The sequence below is a fragment of the Mycolicibacterium aichiense genome, assembly GCF_010726245.1.
Taxonomy (GTDB): domain Bacteria; phylum Actinomycetota; class Actinomycetes; order Mycobacteriales; family Mycobacteriaceae; genus Mycobacterium; species Mycobacterium aichiense.
In genome coordinates, this window is the sequence record NZ_AP022561.1 from 3,148,807 (window position 1) to 3,165,982 (window position 17,176).

The 17,176-nt window shown below is 66.7% G+C and carries 17 protein-coding genes, 1 tRNA gene and 1 pseudogene; 5 read left to right on the forward strand and 14 right to left on the reverse strand.

Going from position 1 to position 17,176, the window contains the following annotated elements; translation table 11 throughout:
• Window positions 1-57: 57 nt before the first annotated feature.
• Together G6N32_RS28845 and G6N32_RS28850 are read right to left on the reverse strand one after the other, a co-directional pair.
• On the reverse strand, window positions 58-834 hold the full coding sequence (locus G6N32_RS28845; protein WP_232077781.1) for a cadherin-like domain-containing protein: 777 nt from the start codon (window positions 832-834) through the stop codon (window positions 58-60).
• 570 nt (window positions 835-1,404) lie between these two features.
• Window positions 1,405-2,346 (reverse strand): annotated as a pseudogene (locus G6N32_RS28850) (ABC transporter permease); the annotation flags it as partial.
• 121 nt (window positions 2,347-2,467) lie between these two features.
• Between G6N32_RS28850 and G6N32_RS15325 the strand changes: the two are divergent.
• On the forward strand, window positions 2,468-3,109 hold the full coding sequence (locus G6N32_RS15325; RefSeq protein ID WP_115320321.1) for a TetR/AcrR family transcriptional regulator: 642 nt from the start codon (window positions 2,468-2,470) through the stop codon (window positions 3,107-3,109).
• Here G6N32_RS15325 and G6N32_RS15330 read toward each other — a convergent pair.
• On the reverse strand, window positions 3,106-3,672 hold the full coding sequence (locus tag G6N32_RS15330) for a TetR/AcrR family transcriptional regulator (RefSeq protein WP_115320322.1): 567 nt from the start codon (window positions 3,670-3,672) through the stop codon (window positions 3,106-3,108). The two genes, G6N32_RS15325 and G6N32_RS15330, sit on opposite strands and share 4 nt — an antisense overlap.
• A gap of 99 nt (window positions 3,673-3,771) precedes the next feature.
• Here G6N32_RS15330 and G6N32_RS15335 point away from each other — a divergent pair, with 99 nt between their 5' ends.
• Complete coding sequence (locus G6N32_RS15335) at window positions 3,772-4,860, forward strand: methyltransferase (protein WP_163789287.1); 1,089 nt, start codon at window positions 3,772-3,774, stop codon at window positions 4,858-4,860.
• Between the two features lie 10 nt (window positions 4,861-4,870).
• Here G6N32_RS15335 and G6N32_RS15340 read toward each other — a convergent pair whose 3' ends face one another.
• The 5 genes from G6N32_RS15340 to G6N32_RS15360 form a co-directional block, all read right to left on the reverse strand.
• Window positions 4,871-6,064 (reverse strand): CaiB/BaiF CoA transferase family protein, encoded by a 1,194-nt coding sequence (locus G6N32_RS15340; protein ID WP_115320324.1) that lies wholly within the window; start codon window positions 6,062-6,064, stop codon window positions 4,871-4,873.
• Between the two features lie 62 nt (window positions 6,065-6,126).
• Window positions 6,127-7,404 (reverse strand): amidohydrolase family protein, encoded by a 1,278-nt coding sequence (locus G6N32_RS15345; protein ID WP_115320325.1) that lies wholly within the window; start codon window positions 7,402-7,404, stop codon window positions 6,127-6,129.
• A gap of 14 nt (window positions 7,405-7,418) precedes the next feature.
• Window positions 7,419-8,633 (reverse strand): amidohydrolase family protein, encoded by a 1,215-nt coding sequence (locus G6N32_RS15350; RefSeq protein WP_115320326.1) that lies wholly within the window; start codon window positions 8,631-8,633, stop codon window positions 7,419-7,421.
• A 3-nt stretch (window positions 8,634-8,636) separates the two neighbouring features.
• Window positions 8,637-9,440 (reverse strand): acetoacetate decarboxylase family protein, encoded by an 804-nt coding sequence (locus G6N32_RS15355; RefSeq protein ID WP_115320327.1) that lies wholly within the window; start codon window positions 9,438-9,440, stop codon window positions 8,637-8,639.
• Window positions 9,437-10,375 carry an SDR family NAD(P)-dependent oxidoreductase gene (locus tag G6N32_RS15360; RefSeq protein WP_115320328.1) on the reverse strand — a complete coding sequence of 313 codons (939 nt, stop codon included), beginning with the start codon at window positions 10,373-10,375 and terminating at the stop codon, window positions 9,437-9,439. The genes G6N32_RS15355 and G6N32_RS15360 overlap by 4 nt, the downstream gene beginning before the upstream one ends.
• Window positions 10,376-10,439: 64 nt before the next feature.
• Between G6N32_RS15360 and G6N32_RS15365 the strand changes: the two genes are divergently transcribed.
• Both G6N32_RS15365 and G6N32_RS15370 read left to right on the forward strand, forming a co-directional pair.
• A complete protein-coding gene (locus tag G6N32_RS15365) occupies window positions 10,440-11,342 on the forward strand; it encodes a helix-turn-helix domain-containing protein (protein WP_115320329.1) in 903 nt (300 codons plus the stop codon).
• A 219-nt stretch (window positions 11,343-11,561) separates the two neighbouring features.
• A tRNA-Pro gene (locus tag G6N32_RS15370) sits at window positions 11,562-11,635 on the forward strand.
• 60 nt (window positions 11,636-11,695) lie between these two features.
• On the opposite strand, the gene G6N32_RS15375 is transcribed toward G6N32_RS15370, so the two are convergent.
• Window positions 11,696-12,463, reverse strand: a complete 768-nt coding sequence (locus tag G6N32_RS15375) for a sulfite exporter TauE/SafE family protein (protein WP_172507316.1) — start codon at window positions 12,461-12,463, stop codon at window positions 11,696-11,698.
• A 144-nt stretch (window positions 12,464-12,607) separates the two neighbouring features.
• Between G6N32_RS15375 and G6N32_RS15380 the strand changes: the two genes are divergently transcribed.
• Window positions 12,608-13,291, forward strand: a complete 684-nt coding sequence (locus tag G6N32_RS15380; protein ID WP_115320331.1) for a nitroreductase family protein — start codon at window positions 12,608-12,610, stop codon at window positions 13,289-13,291.
• Here G6N32_RS15380 and G6N32_RS15385 read toward each other — a convergent pair.
• From G6N32_RS15385 to scpB, 5 genes are read right to left on the reverse strand one after another with little or no spacing between them, the layout of a single operon-like run.
• The gene (locus tag G6N32_RS15385) at window positions 13,288-13,590 is read right to left on the reverse strand and encodes a hypothetical protein (protein WP_083122894.1); all 303 of its coding nucleotides are present in this window, start codon (window positions 13,588-13,590) and stop codon (window positions 13,288-13,290) included. The two genes, G6N32_RS15380 and G6N32_RS15385, sit on opposite strands and share 4 nt — an antisense overlap.
• Before the next feature lie 50 nt (window positions 13,591-13,640).
• A complete protein-coding gene (gene der, locus G6N32_RS15390; RefSeq protein WP_115320332.1) occupies window positions 13,641-15,044 on the reverse strand; it encodes a ribosome biogenesis GTPase Der in 1,404 nt (467 codons plus the stop codon).
• Window positions 15,041-15,721 (reverse strand): (d)CMP kinase, encoded by a 681-nt coding sequence (cmk, locus tag G6N32_RS15395; RefSeq protein ID WP_115320333.1) that lies wholly within the window; start codon window positions 15,719-15,721, stop codon window positions 15,041-15,043. The genes der and cmk overlap by 4 nt, the downstream gene beginning before the upstream one ends.
• Entirely contained in the window at window positions 15,718-16,461 is a 744-nt protein-coding gene (locus G6N32_RS15400) for a pseudouridine synthase (RefSeq protein WP_115320334.1), read from the reverse strand. Before G6N32_RS15400 ends, cmk begins: the two co-directional genes overlap by 4 nt.
• A complete protein-coding gene (gene scpB / locus G6N32_RS15405; protein ID WP_172507296.1) occupies window positions 16,454-17,173 on the reverse strand; it encodes an SMC-Scp complex subunit ScpB in 720 nt (239 codons plus the stop codon). The genes G6N32_RS15400 and scpB overlap by 8 nt, the downstream gene beginning before the upstream one ends.
• Window positions 17,174-17,176 lie beyond the last annotated feature (3 nt).

A 17,176-nucleotide genomic window follows, 5' to 3' on the forward strand; every position in this document is an offset into this window, starting at 1 on the left:
CGAGCGAACTCTAGTCCTCTACGAGCTCACAGTGTCGGTTCTCGACCTTCGTCGCCGTCAGCCGGCCGCGACCCCGGTCGGAGGTTCATCCACCTCGGGCGCGACCGGGACCACGACTGTGATCGCGGTGCTGCCGCCGTGGCCATCCGCGACCGAAATGACGAAGCTGTCGTGGGTCACGGTGAAGGGGGCGCCCAACGCCGCGGCGAGATGCCGCTGCTCGGCAGTCGGGTTGTAGGTGAATGACCCGTCACCGTAGACGTCGACGAACCCCCCACCCGGTGTGGCCGGATTCGAGCTGTAGCTCAGCGGGTCCGAATCCGGGTCGGTGACGCCGATGACGGATCCGGTGACCACACCAATGACGTCGTCGACGGCCAAATCGGTGATCGTGCCGCCGCTGGGGTTTCCGTTGACGGCACTCACCGGCACCGTGATCGTCTGGGTGGTGGAACCGCCGTAGCCGTCGCTGACGGTGACCGTGAAACTGTCGGTGGTTGCCGTGTCGGGTGCGTTGTCAGCGGCTGCGGCGTGGCGTATCTGAAATGTCGGCGCGTAGGTGAACGATCCGTCGGCGTTGATGGTGACGACTCCCCCGGCTGCGCTCGTCGCCGATCCGCTGAAGTGCAGGCTGTCCTGGTTGGGATCGGCTGCCTGGATTTGGCCGGAGACCGAGCCGTCGACCGAGGACGTGGTGTCCGAATACCCGCTGATGGACGGTGCCTTGTTGATGGACGCGACATCGACGGACACCGTCGTAGTTGCCGAGTCTTGGCCGCTGATGCCCAATCGTTGTGCGTAGTAGTGGATTACCGATTGGATGCGGCCCAGCATGCCGGGCAGCCGGTAGGCGCGGCCGTTGTCGGCGGTGACAGTGAAGCTCACCGACCCGCCAATGTGGGCGGTGGTCGCGTCGGGAGTGACGGTGAAGGTGCCGTCCGGGTTGACGTGGACCGCAGCATTGTCGGGTTGACTGACTGTGTACGTCAGTCCACCCCGAGATCCGTTGGTGCCGTGGAGATCACCTGTGACGACACCGGTAACGGGATCCTGCGAATGTTGAACGGGTGATATCACCGGAGGTTTGTTGAACAGGGTGTAGCGCAACTCCCGGCGGACCCAGCCCAGTACGTCATGAGGTCTTGGGTTCTTCTCGGCTCGGCCGGCAGTCGTGCGATTGGCGCCGGCAGATGGCCGAACTACCTTCGGCGCGTTGGCCTTGACGGCATCGCCATGGCGGGTGGGTGAGGCTGGTCCGGCGTCGCTTCGCCCGCTGTGTCCGGTGTCGGCGCTGGCTGACCCGGACCCCTGCGCGAGAGCAGCGCCGATGCCCACGGTGATCGCGCCGGCACCCAACCAGACGAGAGCGCCACCGAAGTGCCGGGCGTTCGAGCCGTGGTGAGTCCGCGACCGGAGAAACGCGATCCCGATGAGAACCGTGCCTGCGGCTGCCCACGCAGTCAACACCACAACCGCGGCGCCGCCTCCTGCCCCGTTGAAGAATGCCGTCGAACGCAGCAGCGTCGCCGTCGCGCCCTGAGGAAGATACTGACCGAGCTCGCCCCACCCCCGGGGCAACAGTTCTGGCGCACTGGCCAGGCCTGACAGCGGATTTCCCAACAGCAGTGCCAACGCTGAACCAACCACCAGCCCGATGCGCCCGAACACCGTACCCAACCCCAGCACCGCCAGCCCCGCACCGGCCACACCCAGCATCAGAGCGGCCGCGACACCGCCGGCGTTCCCATCGAGTGAACCAACGACCCACCAGAGGACCGCGGTGATCGCCACCGCTGCCGTCGCTGAAAATATCAGCAGTGCAAAGGCTCTGAGCCAAATCTGGTTCGGCAGCAACAACACCAACAGGATCGCCGGTAGTAGGCCCGCGAGCGTGATGGGCAGACCGGAGGCGATGAGCCCCGCTCCACGCGGGTCTCGAGCGGTCGGGGGCACAAGGTCCTCGGTTCGCACTGGGACTGTGATCGCTGTCGAGAGTTGATTGCCGAGCTGGGAAAGTGCCTGAGCCACAGCCGGACTGGCACCGGTGGCGGTGAGCAGGACGGGGCCGGCAGGGCCGAGCGCCAGGCCGCCGTACTCATCCCGGCCACGAACGGCGGCCCGCAACGCCGCCTCGTCGGGGTAGGTGGTCACGCGAAATGAACCGGACTGGTTCTGCTGCAGCAGAGCTGCGATCCGTCCGGCGTGCGGACCGGCTATGCCAATCGGTAGGTCATGTGGCTTGCTGCGGGCCGCCGGTAGCGCGAATGCGATGGCCAACACCGCCACCACAACGGAGAGACCTACGACGATTCCCATCGCACGCGTGGCCGCTGAGCCCGCGCGCATCCGCTCCGCCGCACGTCCCGGCCGAGCTTCCGGACTTTTTTCAACGACGGATGAAATCATGAGCAGAGCGTAGACCGTCGAGAGAATTAATTCAATGGATATTGAAATGATATCGTCAGACATGCCTTCACGTGCAGCGATGGACAAGCGACGCGGCAGACGCCACGGCGAACCCGTGTCCCGGGACGTGGTCATGCGTGCGGCCAAGAACCAATTCGCTCGGCACGGCTACGAGAAGACGACGCTGCGGGCGATCGCCGACGAAGCCCATGTCGATCCGTCGATGGTGTTGTATCTGTTCGGCTCGAAGGCAGAACTCTTCCGCGAGTCGATGAAGCTGGTTCTCGACCCCGGTCTCTTCACCGACCAGCTGACCGCCGGCGATGACGACGCGTTGGGGCTCCGCATCGTGCGCGCTTATCTGAGCATCTGGGAGCAACCCGACACCGCTGCGAGCATGGTCTCGATGCTGCAGTCGGCGACGTCGAACAATGATGCGCACGAGGCATTTCGGGAGTTCTTGCACAGTTATGTGATGACCGCGGTCACCGATGCCCTTGGCGGTGCCGACGATGCGCGACTGCGGGCGATGCTCGCCGCCACGAGCCTCGTCGGCACGGCGATGCTGCGGTACGTCATGCGGGTGCCACCGCTGTCGACGCTGACCCCCGACGAGGTGGTCACCCTCATCGGTCCCAGCGTGCAGCGCTACCTCAGCGCGCCGGCGGACGAACTCGGCCTGCCGACCACCCACCCCGACTAGCCGCGGGCGCGGTGCCCGTCCAGGAAAGCAGCCGCCACCTTGCCCGCGTCGATATCGGGAACCGCCGGCGTCGCCCCGGTGCGCGCCCATAGGCCGAACACCAACAAGGGCCCGATCAATGTGACCAACGCGTGTAGCGGGTCGCCTGCCGCCAGCCGCCCAGCGTCCTGATGCGCCGCGATCACGGCGGCCGCGTTGACCAGATTGGGCATCAACGCCGTAATCGCTTCTCGCAGTTCCAGATTCCGAGGCACCTCGGCAAGGAGGGTCGCGACCGCACCGCCGTAGCGCTGCGCGGTCTCGACGTAGGATCGCACCAGCGTGGTGAGGTCGGCCGTGACATCGTCACTGACCGCCACGCTCGCGAACGATGAGTCCGCCAAGACGTGCGTCAGCGCCGTGTTGATCAGCGCCGCCTTGGCTCCGTAGCGCCGGAACAGCGTCGCTTCGTTGACACCCGCCCGCGCCGCGATCTCCTGGGTGGTGGTGGCCCGGTACCCGCACTCGGCGAATACCGCGACAGTCGTGCGGAACAGGTCGTCTTCGTCGATGCGTTTGGGCACACCCAGATGCTAATGCAAGTGCCCACTTGCACTAAACGGAAAGTGGGGTTACGGTTCGGTCGCTTATGGCTACGCGAGGAACCAGGAAGGGATGGTCCCGTGACGTCCACCAAAACGCCACCGACGAAACTTGTCCGGGCCGTCGAGCGCGTCCGCCATCACCTATCCCGGATCAATCAACGCGCCGTCCCACCGGCCGCGGCGATGATGGAACTGATCATGGGCGCCTGGATTGCCCAATTGATCTCCGCCGCTGCCGAACTCGGGATCGCTGATGAGTTGGCGGGCGGTCCTGCAACCGGTGAAGAGCTCTCGCGGCGACTGAATGTCGACCAGGACGCATTGCGCCGAATGCTTCGGGCCCTCATCGGTATCGGTGTATTCCGGCACCGCAGCGACGGCCGCTACGAGCTCACCGCCCTTGCCGAGACGTTGCGCACCGACTCCCCCGTCTCGATGGCGGGCATGGCCCGCTGGGTTGGCTCAGCCCAGCACCGCGAGCATTGGAGTCACGTGGCGGACGCGATACGCACAGGCTCCGCGGTGGTTCCGGCGTTGCGGGGCAAGCCGATCTTCGACTACCTGGCCGATGAGCCGGCGCTCGCCGGACTCTTCAACCAGGCCATGACGGGACTGTCGGAGTCGTCGGTCAGCGCTGTCGTCGCGGCCTATGACTTCAGCCGCTTCGCCACGATCGCCGACGTCGGCGGCGGTCACGGCCGGCTGCTCGCCGCCATCCTCGAATCGGCGCCGCAGGCCCGCGGCGTGTTGTTCGACCTGCCCGAGGTGGTGGCCGGTGCACCGGTTCTGCTCCGCCGGCACGGGGTCGAGCACCGCATCCGAATCGACCCGGGATCGTTCTTCGAATCCGTTCCGGAGGGCGCCGATGCCTATGTGCTCAAGCACATCATCCACGATTGGCCCGACGACGATGCGGTTCGCATTCTGCAGAACGTCCGCAGCGCCGCTCGTCGGGACGCACGAGTGTTATTGATCGAGTTCGTCATTCCCGACCACGACAGGAATTTTCACGGCAAGTGGGTGGACATCGAGATGCTTGTCGTCGCCAACGCTCGCGAACGCACTGCGGCCGAGTACGGTCAGTTGCTCGACAAGGCGGGGTTCCGGCTGACTCGAGTGGTCGACACCGTCGGTCCGATCAGCATTCTCGAGGCTGTCGCGGTCTAGCCGACCGCCGTCAGGCGATGACCCCGGCTTCCCGTAAGCCGGACCCCTGACCAACGCGGCCCATCTGGGCGAGTATCTCTTCGGTGTGCTCGCCCAATTTCGGTGCCGGACCGGCTAATCGAGCCGGAGTGCCGTCGAAGAGGGCGGGATGCCGCGGGATTCGCACCCGCCCCACCACCGGGTCGTCACGTTCTTCGAACAATCCCATAGCGATGGCGTGCGGATCGTCGGGCAGTTCCTCGGGCGGCACGATCATCGCGTACGGTACGTCGGCGGCTTCGAATCTCTCCGTCGCTTGGTGCACCGTCAGCTTCTCCGCGCCGGCATAACACGCTGCCATCACCTCGGCCATCAACGGGCGGTGCTGATTTCGCAGCTCGGCGGTCTGCAGTCGTGGATCGTCGGCGCCGGGCGCGTCCAGCGCGCGGCACATGCCGGTGAAGTCGGAATCCGAGATCGGAGTCACCACACCCCACCCGTCGATGAACCGGAACGGCTTGAATCCCGATGTGAAACTGGACGGCTGCGAGTTGTCCGAGTCGAGCAAGACCTCGTTGCCGGCCGCATCGGTCCACAAGAAGGACACCACCGCATCCACCATCGAGACATGCACGTGTTGTCCGCCGCGCCCGGTCGCCCGAGCGAACAGAGCGGCGGTGACGGCTTGGCTGGCATACAGCGCGGTGACCTTGTCGGCCAGCACCTGCTGCAAGAAGATTGGCTCCCCGGCGTCGGGTGCGGCCTGGCTGGACGCCACACCACCGTAAGCCTGAATCACCGTGTCGTAGGCGCTGCGGTCCCGATAGGGCCCGACCTCACCGAAACCGGTCAGCGAGACGTAGACGACCTCGGGATTGATCGCGACGACGTCGTCATACCCGACACCGAGCCGATCGGCCACGCCCGGACGAAAGTTCTGGATCACCACGTCGGCCTGCGTCGCCAACTCGAGCGCGATCTCCCGTCCGGCGTCGGTTCGGACATCTACCGCGATCGACTTCTTGCCGCGGTTGCACACCCGGAACACCGCGCTCAACCCGTTCACACTCGGGCCGATCCAGCGCAGGATGTCGCCGATGTCGGGCCGCTCCACTTTCACCACATCGGCACCCTGGTCGGCGAACAGCGCACCGATGTAAGGACCGGTCAGCGCCAGCGACAACTCCAGAACGCGAATACCGCGCAGTGGCCCAGTATGTTCCATATCCACTCTCTTACCGTCCCGAGAAGCGTGGCGCACGCTTCTCACCGAAAGCCGCGAGACCGTCAGTTCTCCACCAGGTCCGCGAGGGGCTCGGTATCAGTGAGCCAGTGCCGGCCGGCCTGCCGCGCCGCCTCCCACTTCGGAATGCTCACGGCATCGTCCTGCCCGAGGTCGTCCGGCGTCGGACCGATGCGCTGGACAAGCGGAGCCAGAGCTTCCTGATCGAAGTGGTAGATCTCGGCCGCCGCCAGCCCCAGCATCTGCCGGGTCTCGTCGATGGGGATGTCCCAGAACGCGTGCCGCAGCCATTTACGGGTGTTCGGCCAGGTTCCTTCCGGATGCGGATAGTCGTTGCCCCACAGCATGTTCGCAACACCGATCTCGTAACGCCGAGCCAGTTCGCGACGCTCGGTCGTGGTGGCGCCGATGAAGCAGTTCCGGTCGAAGTACGCCGAGGGCGGCATGGTCAGATCACCCTCGAGCGCTCGGCTCATCTTCTTCGCCGAATGCTCCCGCAGGAAGCGGGTGTCCATCAACCACAGCAGATCGTTGGCCCAGAACGCACCGCACTCGGTGGCACCCCAGCGCAGCGCGGGGAAACGCTCGAACACCCCGGCCCAGAGGGCGAACCACAGCGGCCGGGCTCCCCACCACCGCACCTCGGTGGTGTAGATCCCCAAGTGCTCGCCGTACTCCGCACTCGGAGCGGGACCCACGTGGGTGTGCACCGGCATCTGCAGGTCCTGGCAAGCGGCCCAGACCTTGTCGTAGCGACGATCGTGATACGGCGGGTAGTCACCCCAGAGCACGGGGATCAGGATTCCGCCTCGCAGACCGGCTTCGGCGGCTCGGGTGATCTCGGCAACCGCCGCATCGACATCGGCCAGGATCGGGATCACCGCGACTCCGGCGCGCCGCTCCGGACTGTGGCTGCACAGTTCGGACAGCCACCGGTTGTGCGCTCGTGCGCCGGCCATCGCCCGGCCGGGGTCGAGGTCGCCCGACTGGCCAAGGCCGGCGCCGAACGGAGCTCCCGCCACGCCCGTGACTGCATCGGCGTCTGGGAAGATGACCTCGCCGGCCACCCCGTCTCCGTCGAGTTCCTTATCCCGTTGAGCGACATCCCATCCGCCGGCGATGCCCTCCCCGTGCTCGTCGAACCAGGTCTGCGCGAACTCCTCGTCGATGAACCCACCGGCTTGCGCCGCGGCCTGCTTCTCGGCGAGGTAGGCCTCGAAATCCTCCCGGTATTCGGGGTCGACATATTCCCGGTACCGCTCGGTCGGAAGCTCGGCGTGCGTGTCGGCGGAGATGATCAGGTACGGGGCAGCGTTGTTCACGATGGGCCTTTCGATTACCAGGTACGGATGGGGTCGGGCTCGAAAACGGTGCTGCTTGCACCCGCGGGTACCTCCGCCAGCGGTTCGGCGACCTCGGCCACCGTCGGACCGATCCGGTCGGCCAGGGGTTGCAGCGCCGCCAGATCGAAGCCGTAGACGGCCGCCGCGTTACCGCCGAGCATGGCCGCGACTTCCTCAGGTGCCACGCCGGAGAATGTGTAGCGCAACGCTTCTCGGGTGAAGAAACCGGTTCCCTCCAGATGCGGGTAGTCGCTTCCCCACATGATTCGGTCGACGCCGATCTCGTGCCGTTCGGCGCATTCGACCGGCCGCATGAAACTGGCTCCGACATAGCATTGGCGGGCCCAGAACTCGCTGGGCTTGAGGCTCAGGGAGCCCGCGGTGGGTCCGGCGAACCGGGCGATGGCGGATCCTTCTCGCGCGTAACGGGCCGCGGCGACGTCGAGGGAGTCCAGGGTGGCCGGGATCCACCCGGCACCTTGCTCGGTGAACACCACGGTGAGGTCCGGGTGACGATCCATCACACCGCTGAAGATCAGGTGCCACAGCGCCCGGTGCGCGAACCAGTGCGTCTCGTACACCCATACCGCGAATGAGCTGCCCCAGCCGTCGAGGGGGCTGGGTCCGGCGTTGCCGCCGTGGTGGTTGACCACGAGACCGGCGTCGGCGCACGCCGCCCACAGTGGTTCCCAGTGCTCGGCGTACAGCTGTGGGATGGCCGCCCCGGGCGGTATCCCCGGCAGCAGAACACCGCCGCGCAGACCGAGTTTGGCGATCTGCGCCACCTCGGCGACGGCTTCGTCGAGGTCCTGTAGCAGGATCTGCCCCACCCCGGCGCGACGCTCGGGCGACAGCGAGCAGAAGTCGGCCAGCCAGCGATTGTGTGCACGCAGCCCGGCCCAGCGCAGCTCGAGCTCACGGGTGGTCTCGGGTGGTGTGGCCGCCAGGCTGGACGACGGGAAGAACGGCGGAATGGTGTTGGGGTAGATCACCTCACCGGCGACCCCCTCGACGTCCAGGTCGGCGTTGCGGCGGTCGCTGTCCCAGTTGCGTTCGGCGTCGGCGTCGGCGAGATCGGCGAACGGATTGACGTACGTCGTTGTCCAACTGTCGAATTCGTCCCGGAATCCCGGATCGAGATAGTCGCGGTAGTCGAGCAGGTCGGCGCCGGCGTGGCAGTCGGCTGAGATGACGGTATACCGGTCCATCCGCTACACCCGCGTCGGCTCGGGCCTCGGCGCGGCGAGCAGAGCGACGTCGTCGTAGCGCTGGTGGACGTACGGCAACAGCCACTCCGCCGGCACCCGCCCGGCGATCCGGCCGACCTGAACGGTCCGCCGTCGGCACCAGGTGATCGACCTGAGCTGGCGGACCACGATGTCGGCGACCGGGTCCAGTGGCGACTCCCCCAGCTCGATCGTGCCGTCGATGTCCTCCAGCAGCTCGTAATGCCGGTGGTACTCGCCGTAGACCAGGTGCGGATCGGTGATGCCGTCGCCGTCGGGAGCGCGCAGGAACTTGAAGTAGAACTCGGTGTTCACCTGGTCGGGCGGCAACTCCGCCGGACCAGTGACCCGCCCGCGCACCGTGACGAGGGGATAACCCAGCCGGGCGACGATCGCGGTGACATCGTCGGCATCGCGGTCCACTCGGATGTCGGCCAACTTCTTTGGCTCACCGAAGGTTTCGCGTCCACCGGTGACGGATTGTTCGGTGGACTGCGGCATGAACAACGGGTAGTCGCCGTCGATGTCGCCGTGCCGGGCGGTCACCGAGAACACCGCCGACCCGAACGGCGGTCGACCCTCGATCTGGACCCGCTGCAACTGGACGCGGACCAGGGGTTCGGCCGCCGGTTCGAGCGGCTTGGGCAGGACCGCAGCGACGATCTCCGGGTCGGTGAGATAGGTGACGGTGACCGCCTCGGTGGCGATCGGCGCCTTGGTCGCGTCGATCTCGTGATCGACGCGCGCGGCTGGCGGACGGGGACCATAGCGAACGGCGTTGACGCTCATCGGTTTCCTCCTTCAGTTTCGGCCTTCTGCCCGGCGTGCTTGCCGAGGACGTCGACCAGGTAGTCGGGTTCGCCTCGCGCGATGATCGAGGCCGCCTTCTTGCTCACCACGTCATCGGACGGTGCGGGTGGCCCCATCATCCAGAAGCTGTCCGTCCGGAGACCCTCGACAACCTGAGCGGCAACTGTTTCCAGTGGCGTGAATTCCACATGGGCACCGGCTGTTTCGAAGCGGGCGACAACGTTGGCGAGGGTGTGCGGCTCGGTGCGACGTTCCTGGGTCGCGGCGTACTGCTGCGGGCGGTGTCGCCACGACTCCCAGATGCCGGTGTTCAAGAAGCCGCCGGGGAAGAGCACATGGGCCCGCACACCGGTCCCGGTCATTTCCAGGTGGGTGTAGAGGCTTTCGGTCAGGCACAGCACGGCCGCCTTGGTCATCGGGTATACCGCAGTGGCCGGCCCGCCCATCGCACCGCGGGCGATCGGCGCGAAACCACCGTTGCCCGAGCAGGTGTTGACCACGTGGCCCTCACCTTGGTCGAGCAGGATCGGCACGAACGCCTTGATGCCGTGGATGACACCGAGGACGTTGACGTCGATGCCCCAGCGCCAGTCCGCAAGATCGTGTTCCCACATGTACCCCTCGGACACCGCGCCGGTGCCGGCGTTGTTGCACACCACATGGACGGCCCCGAAGCGATCGAGAGCCTGCCTGGCCAGTGATTCGACCGAGGAGTAGTCAGTGACGTCGGTGACGACGCCGATCGCCTCGATGCCGTCGTCCGTCAACGCCCGGGTTGCATCGTCCAGCGGTTCGGCGAGGACGTCGGCCAGCACCACCTTCATGCCTTCTTGGCCGAAGCGTCTGCCCATGGCACGTCCGATGCCACCGGCTCCCCCGGTTACGACGGCCACTGCGCCCCGTAGGTCCTTCATTGTGGGCATCGTCACACGGTCGCGTATATCACCGCAAGGAGTCGCATTATGCGACCATCGGTCAATGCCGCCGCGCCCATCCCCGCAGACCGAGCGGGTCGTGAACCTGTTCGAGCACCTGGCCGGCGAGGGACGCGACGGGCTGACGTTGGCCGAGGTGTCGCGCTATCTGAGTGTTCACAAGGCCAGCTGCCACTCGATGCTCTCGGAACTTCTGCGGGCCGGTTGGCTGCTGCGCGACCCGGTTCGCAAGACGTACCACCTGGGCCCCGCGCTGGTCCGCCTCGGGCGGGAGGCGGCGGGCCACTATCCGGCCCTGGCGCTGGCCCGCTCGGCGATGATCGAACTGTCCGCCGCGACCGGTGCGCACTGCGTCGCCTTCTCGGTCGGCGACGACCATTCCACCGTCGTCGACCAAGTTCGAAGCCGCCTCGGCGGTGGCCATCCGATGCCGATCGGTACGCAGTTCCCGCACCGCCCGCCGTACGGGGCGTCGACGGTGGCGTGGGCCGGGGCGGGCGCGCGGGAGCGGTGGCTGGCCGCGCTGCCGGAAGACGTGCGCGACCGATACCGGAACGCCATCGCCGCCGCCGAACGGCGTGGCTACGCGGTCGGGCTTCATCTGTTGCCCGATCTGCGCCTGCAGGAACTGGCGCTCATCGTCCGTAGTGCCGAGGTCCGTTCCACCCGGCTCAGCGAGCTGGCGCAGGCGCTGACCGACGAGCTGATCCATCAGGAGCAGTGGTTTCCGCTCAGCCTGGACAGGGACCGAACCTACGAGGTGAGCCACATCGACTCGCCGGTCTTGGCTGCGGACTCTCGTATTGCCTTGATCCTGAGCCTTGTTCCGAGTCCCGAGCCGATGAGTGGCGCCGACGTCATCCGGATGGGCGAACAACTCGCCGCGGCTGCCCGCGGACTCAGTGCCGCGCTGGCCGCCGAGTCGCCCTCCCAGCAGGCCACCTGACGGATCGAATAGCGTTCTCGCGCAGGGCGGTTGCCGCCCTACCGGCCCGCCCAGAAGCCCTTGTCGATCCGGTGCCGAGTCAGGCTGGTGAAGCTGTTGCTCGCGAGCATGACCGGGCGAGGTGCCGACTCTCTGTGGGCACGCGTCGACCGTTTCGGAGTTTCAGGCGCCGCTGATGTATCGTTCCTTGGCGTCCATCGGTTGGTTCCGGTGGGCACGCGGGCTGTGGCGCAGCTTGGTAGCGCACTTCACTGGGGGTGAAGGGGTCGCAGGTTCAAATCCTGTCAGCCCGACCGATCTCGACAGCGCAACATGGTTGCGCGCGAGGGGGTCCATGCGGGTTGATCCCGCAGCTACACCGTGAGCAATCGGTACAACCCGATCAGCCCGACCACCACGATCACTGCCCGCAGCACGTTCGGCGACAGCCGCCGCCCGTAGTGTGCGCCCAGCCACCCGCCGACGAGCGATCCGGCGGCGATCAACCCGGCCGCCTCCCAGCTCACCCGGTCGAACGCCACGATGGTGTAGGCCACCGCGGCGACGATGTTCACCAGCAGCGACAGCAAGTTCTTGGCCGCGTTCATCCGCTGCATGTCCTCGGGCAGCAGCGCGCCCATCACCCCGATCAGCAGGATGCCCTGCGCGGCGGTGAAGTATCCGCCGTAGATGCCCACCGCGAATGTCCCGACCACCAGGGCGATCATCCGTTTGGGCGACACATGCTCGGCCGAACGGCCTGCGGCCTCGGCACGCGCCCGGGCATAGGCCTGAATACGTGGCCCGATCACCACCAGCACCAGGGCGCCGACCAACAGCACCGGAACGATCTGGGTGAACACCTTCTCCGGCAGGTGCAGCAGCAGAAACGCCCCGATGCCTGCGCCGATCAGCGACGCCGGGATCTGCCAGCGCAGCCGATCCCACTGCCCACGCAGTTCCTTGCGATACCCCCAGGTACCCGACACCCCGCCGGCCACCAAGCCGATCGCGTTCGACATCGTCGCCGTCACGGGCGGGAAACCGAGGGTCACCAGCGTCGGAAAAGTGATCAACGTGCCCGAACCGACCAGCGAATTGATGGCGCCGGCCCCCATCCCGGCCAGAACGATCACGATCATGTGGGCAACGGACACCCAGGAACCCTATCCGGCGAACCGCTCAGCACCGACGGCGCCCGCAGGGGCTACCAAACATGCTCCCCTGCAGCGTGATACAGCACACGGCCCTACACCGGCAGTGCGCCCACCTAGCCTGTAGTTCCCATGAGCGAGATTCCGAGTACCGACGAGGCGCTGGCCAACCTCTCCATGCCCCTGCTCGACGCGATGATGACCCAGCGCGCCATCCGGCGGGTCAAACCCGACCCGGTGGACGACGCCATCGTGATGAAGTGCATCGAGCTCGCACTTCGCGCTCCCACCGGGTCCAACGGTCAGAACTGGGAGTTCATCGTCGTCAAGGACCAACGCGTCAAAGACCAGCTCGGCAAGCGATACCGCCAGCCCTGGTCGATCTACGGCGCTCTCGGCAGACGGCAAGCCGCCAACGACGAGTCGATGCGCAAGATCCTGAAGGCCGTCCAGTGGCAGGTCGAGCACTTCAGCGAGATACCGGTCCTGGTGGTCCCCTGCCTGCGTGGGGGCACCCGCGTGCCGTACGTCCCGACGCCGTTCGTGGGCGAGACGTCGTACTTCGGCTCGATCTACCCCAGCGTGCAGAACCTGCTACTGGCCGCGCGGGCGATGGGACTGGGCGCGTCGCTGATCACCATGCCGCTGTGGAACGTCACCTCGGCGCGCAGAATCCTGGGCCTACCGCTTTCGGTGACGCCGATCTGCGTCGTTCCGCTGGGCTGGCCGCGCGGACGCTACGGCCCGACCACCCGCCGGCCGGTGGAGGACGTCGTCCACTTCGACACGTATGGGAACCGCGGCCCTGCGACCTAGCGGTGGCCGCCGCTGCCGGGCGCGCCACCGGCCGGACCGCCGCCGTGGTCCCCACCGTTCCATCCGGGCTCGGCGACCTCGGCTTCGGTCAGCATGTCGCTGGTGTCGGGGATGACCGACGGCGCGCAGTTCATCGAGAAGCTGTCCTCGGTGTCGGATTCCGAGCACGCCAGCACTCGGGGCATCGCACCGTCGAATGCTCCGGAGAACACGGCGACGGCAGGCGCCGCGGCGATCATCAAACCGGCAATGCCATAGACCAGTCGGCGGCTGGGCGCCAATGAGGTAGCAAACTCCATGACCGGCAATCTATGCCCAGCAGCGGCCAAATACCGTCAAACCCGCCGAATCAGCGCGGCTTGAGCTTGCGCTTTTCCCGCACCCGCACATTGATCCGGATCGGGGTGCCCTCGAAACCGAAGGTCTCCCGCAGCCGCCGCTCCAGGAACCGGCGATAGCCCGCCTCCAAGAAACCACTGGTGAACAGCACAAACGTCGGCGGACGCGCGGTCGCTTGGGTGGCGAACAGGATCCGCGGCTGCTTACCGCCCCGCACCGGCGGCGGCGTCGCCGCGACCACTTCCTTAATCCACGTGTTGAGCTGCCCCGTCGAGATGCGCGAATCCCAGGACGCCAGCGAGGTCTCCATCGCCGGCACCAGCTTCTGCACCGCACGGCCGCTCTTGGCGGAGATGTTCACCCGTGGCGCCCACTGCAGCTGCGCCAGTTCGCGGTCGATCTCACGGTCCAGCAGATAGCGCCGGTCCTCGTCGACAAGATCCCATTTGTTGAATGCCAGGACCAGCGCCCGCCCCGCTTCGATCACCATCGTCAGGACGCGCTGGTCCTGTTCGGTCAGCGGTTGCGACGCGTCGATCAGCACGACGACCACTTCGGCCGCATCGATCGCGCTGTGGGTGCGTACCGAAGCGTAGAACTCGTGGCCGCTGGCCTGCCCGACCCGGCGGCGCAAGCCCGCGGTGTCGACGAAACGCCATGTCTTGCCGCCCAATTCGATGAGCGAATCCACCGGATCCACCGTGGTTCCCGCGACGTCGTGCACCACCGAACGCTCGGCACCTGCCAACCGGTTCAGCAGCGAGCTCTTGCCGACATTGGGCTTGCCCACCAGCGCCACCCGTCGCGGTCCGCCCGTGGCCTGAGCGACCTCGGACTGCGCAGGCAGATCCGCGACCACCTCATCGAGCAGGTCCGCCACCCCGCGACCGTGCATGGCACTGATCGGGTGCGGCTCCCCCAGTCCGAGCGACCACAACGCGGCCGCGTCGGCTTCACCCTTCTCGTTGTCAACCTTGTTGGCCGCCAAGAACACCGGTTTGCCTGAACGGCGCAGGATTCGCGCCGCCGCCTCATCACCACTGGTGGCACCGACGGTCGCGTCGACGACCAGGATCACCGCATCGGCGGTCTTCATCGCCACCGAGGCCTGCTCGGCGACCAACTGCTGCAAGCCCTTGGCGTCCGGCTCCCACCCGCCGGTGTCCTGCACGACGAAGCGCCGCCCGGTCCAGGACGCGTCGTAGGACACCCGGTCGCGGGTCACCCCCGGCAGGTCCTGCACCACGGCCTCACGCCGGCCGAGAATGCGGTTGACCAGCGTGGACTTGCCGACGTTGGGCCGACCGACCACCGCCACCACCGGTGGCGGTGCCAGCGCCTGCTCGTCGTCGTCGAATCCGTCGTCGGAAAGCTCCCACTCGCTTTCGTCAGACCACGTGCCGTCCTCGCTCATCGCATTGCACCACTTCGCTTTTCGACCAGATCAAGCAGACTGGCCACCACCTGGTCCTGGGTCATGTCGCTGGTGTCGACGATGATCGCGTCCTCCGCAGGCCGCAACGGCGACACCGCGCGGGTCGAATCGAGGTGGTCGCGGCGGATCACATCGGCCAGCACCGTCTCGTAGTCATCGGGCAGCCCGGTCGCGACGTTCTGATCGTTGCGTCGGCGCGCTCGCGTCTCGGCCGAGGCGGTCAGAAAGATCTTCACGTCGGCATCCGGCAGCACGACCGTACCGATGTCACGGCCTTCGACCACGACACTGTCGGCCTCCGCCGCCAATTCACGCTGCAGCGCCACCATCCGGGTGCGCACCTCGGGGACCGCCGACACCGCCGAGACCGCGCGGGTGACCTCGTCGCCCCGAATCTCGGCCGAAACATCTTCAACGCCAAGGTAAGCCCGGTCCACGTCCGGGTCAGAACCCACCGACAGCGCCACATCGGAGGCTGCCGCGATGGCGTCCGCGTCGGTCAAATCGATGTGGGCGCGCAAGATCGCCAGCGTTACGAGCCGGTACATCGCACCGGTGTCCAGGTAGTGGGCACCCAACGCACGCGCCAATCCTCGTGACACCGAAGACTTTCCGGTTCCGGCCGGCCCGTCGACCGCCACAACGCATGAACTCACAGACCTACCGCCTTGTACAGATCGCCGACTTCCTTGCGCGTCAGCACGCGGATGCTGCCGGGCCGCTGTTCACCGAGCGTCACCTCGCCGATGCTCACCCGCACGAGCGCCTCAACCGGATAGCCCGTCGCGGCCAACAGCCGGCGCACGATCCGCTTACGTCCCTCATGCAATGTCACCCGCAGCAGCGTCTTGCCCGGCACGGCGTCGACCACGGCGAAATCGTCGACCTTGACCGGGCCGTCGTCCAGTTCGATACCGGCCCGCAGCGTCTTACCCAAACCCTTTGGCACCGAGCCGGTTACCGTCGCCAGGTACGTCTTGGGCACCTCATACGACGGGTGCATCAACCGATGCGCCAACTCACCGTCGTTGGTCAGCAGCAACAGGCCCTCGGTATCGGCGTCGAGGCGCCCGACGTGAAAGAGGTTCTTGTTGCCGCGGACCCGGTGCTCCACCAGATCACCGACACACGGCCGGCCCCGCTCGTCCGACATCGTCGAGTGCATTCCGATGGGCTTGTTGATCGCCAGGTACATCATCGAGTCGTCCACGACGATCCGTGACCCGTCGACTCTGATGTCGGCGTTGGCCGGATCGACCCGGGTGCCCAACTCGGTGACGATGCGTCCGTCGACCTCTACCCGGCCATCGGTGATCATCCGCTCGGCCACCCGCCGCGAGGCCACTCCTGCCTGCGACAGGATCTTCTGCAGCCGCACTCCTTCTGGTTCAGGCATCGGTGTCCACATCGATCGAGACGTTCGGATCGGCTGCCGAGACACCGGCCAGCTTGGCGAAACGTGGTTCGGCATCCAGGTTTTCACTCAGATCGTCGATCGAATCGACGTCGGGAAGCAGCGGGGCGATATCGGGAAGATCGGTCAGTGACGACAGCCCGAGCCGCTCGAGGAACAACTCGGTGGTGGCGAACGTGGTCGCGCCGCTGTCCTCGTCGGTGCCCGCCTCGGTGATCAGCCCGCGCGCCACCAACGTGCGGATCACCGCATCGACGTTGACCCCGCGCACCGCACTGACCCGCGCCCGCGTCACCGGCTGCCGGTAGGCGACCACGGCCAGCGTCTCCAGCGCCGCGCGGGTGAGCTTCGACCGCGACCCGTCCAGCAACAGCCGCTCCACATACGGCGCGAACCGGGCCCGGGTGTACATCCGCCAGCCACCGCCCGCGTCGCGCAGGTCGATGCCGCTGTCGCGGTCCGCCAACGCTGCCGCCATGCGTTCCAGGGTGGCGGTGATCCGATCCTGTGGTTGCTCGGTCACCGACGCGAGCGTCTCGGCGTTGACCGGAGAGTCCACGACCAGCAACAGCGCCTCCAGCACCCGGACCAGTTCGTCGTCGTCCATCTCGGGAAGGGCGACGTCGATACCGAGATCCGACCCCGAGTCGGACCCAGGGGCGACCTCGGGTATGTCGGCTGCGTCGTCGGTCATGAT

Excerpts from the sequence above, each read along its gene's own strand:
- G6N32_RS28845 (WP_232077781.1), bottom strand. The coding sequence starts at position 834 with ATGCTGGGCCGCATCCAATCGGTAATCCACTACTACGCACAACGATTG.
- G6N32_RS15325 (WP_115320321.1), top strand. The coding sequence starts at position 2,468 with ATGCCTTCACGTGCAGCGATGGACAAGCGACGCGGCAGACGCCACGGC.
- G6N32_RS15340 (WP_115320324.1), bottom strand. The coding sequence starts at position 6,064 with ATGGAACATACTGGGCCACTGCGCGGTATTCGCGTTCTGGAGTTGTCG.
- G6N32_RS15350 (WP_115320326.1), bottom strand. The coding sequence starts at position 8,633 with ATGGACCGGTATACCGTCATCTCAGCCGACTGCCACGCCGGCGCCGAC.
- G6N32_RS15355 (WP_115320327.1), bottom strand. The coding sequence starts at position 9,440 with ATGAGCGTCAACGCCGTTCGCTATGGTCCCCGTCCGCCAGCCGCGCGC.
- G6N32_RS15360 (WP_115320328.1), bottom strand. The coding sequence starts at position 10,375 with ATGAAGGACCTACGGGGCGCAGTGGCCGTCGTAACCGGGGGAGCCGGT.
- G6N32_RS15365 (WP_115320329.1), top strand. The coding sequence starts at position 10,440 with ATGCCGCCGCGCCCATCCCCGCAGACCGAGCGGGTCGTGAACCTGTTC.
- G6N32_RS15375 (WP_172507316.1), bottom strand. The coding sequence starts at position 12,463 with ATGATCGTGATCGTTCTGGCCGGGATGGGGGCCGGCGCCATCAATTCG.
- G6N32_RS15380 (WP_115320331.1), top strand. The coding sequence starts at position 12,608 with ATGAGCGAGATTCCGAGTACCGACGAGGCGCTGGCCAACCTCTCCATG.
- G6N32_RS15385 (WP_083122894.1), bottom strand. The coding sequence starts at position 13,590 with ATGGAGTTTGCTACCTCATTGGCGCCCAGCCGCCGACTGGTCTATGGC.
- der (WP_115320332.1), bottom strand. The coding sequence starts at position 15,044 with ATGAGCGAGGACGGCACGTGGTCTGACGAAAGCGAGTGGGAGCTTTCC.
- G6N32_RS15400 (WP_115320334.1), bottom strand. The coding sequence starts at position 16,461 with ATGCCTGAACCAGAAGGAGTGCGGCTGCAGAAGATCCTGTCGCAGGCA.
- scpB (WP_172507296.1), bottom strand. The coding sequence starts at position 17,173 with ATGACCGACGACGCAGCCGACATACCCGAGGTCGCCCCTGGGTCCGAC.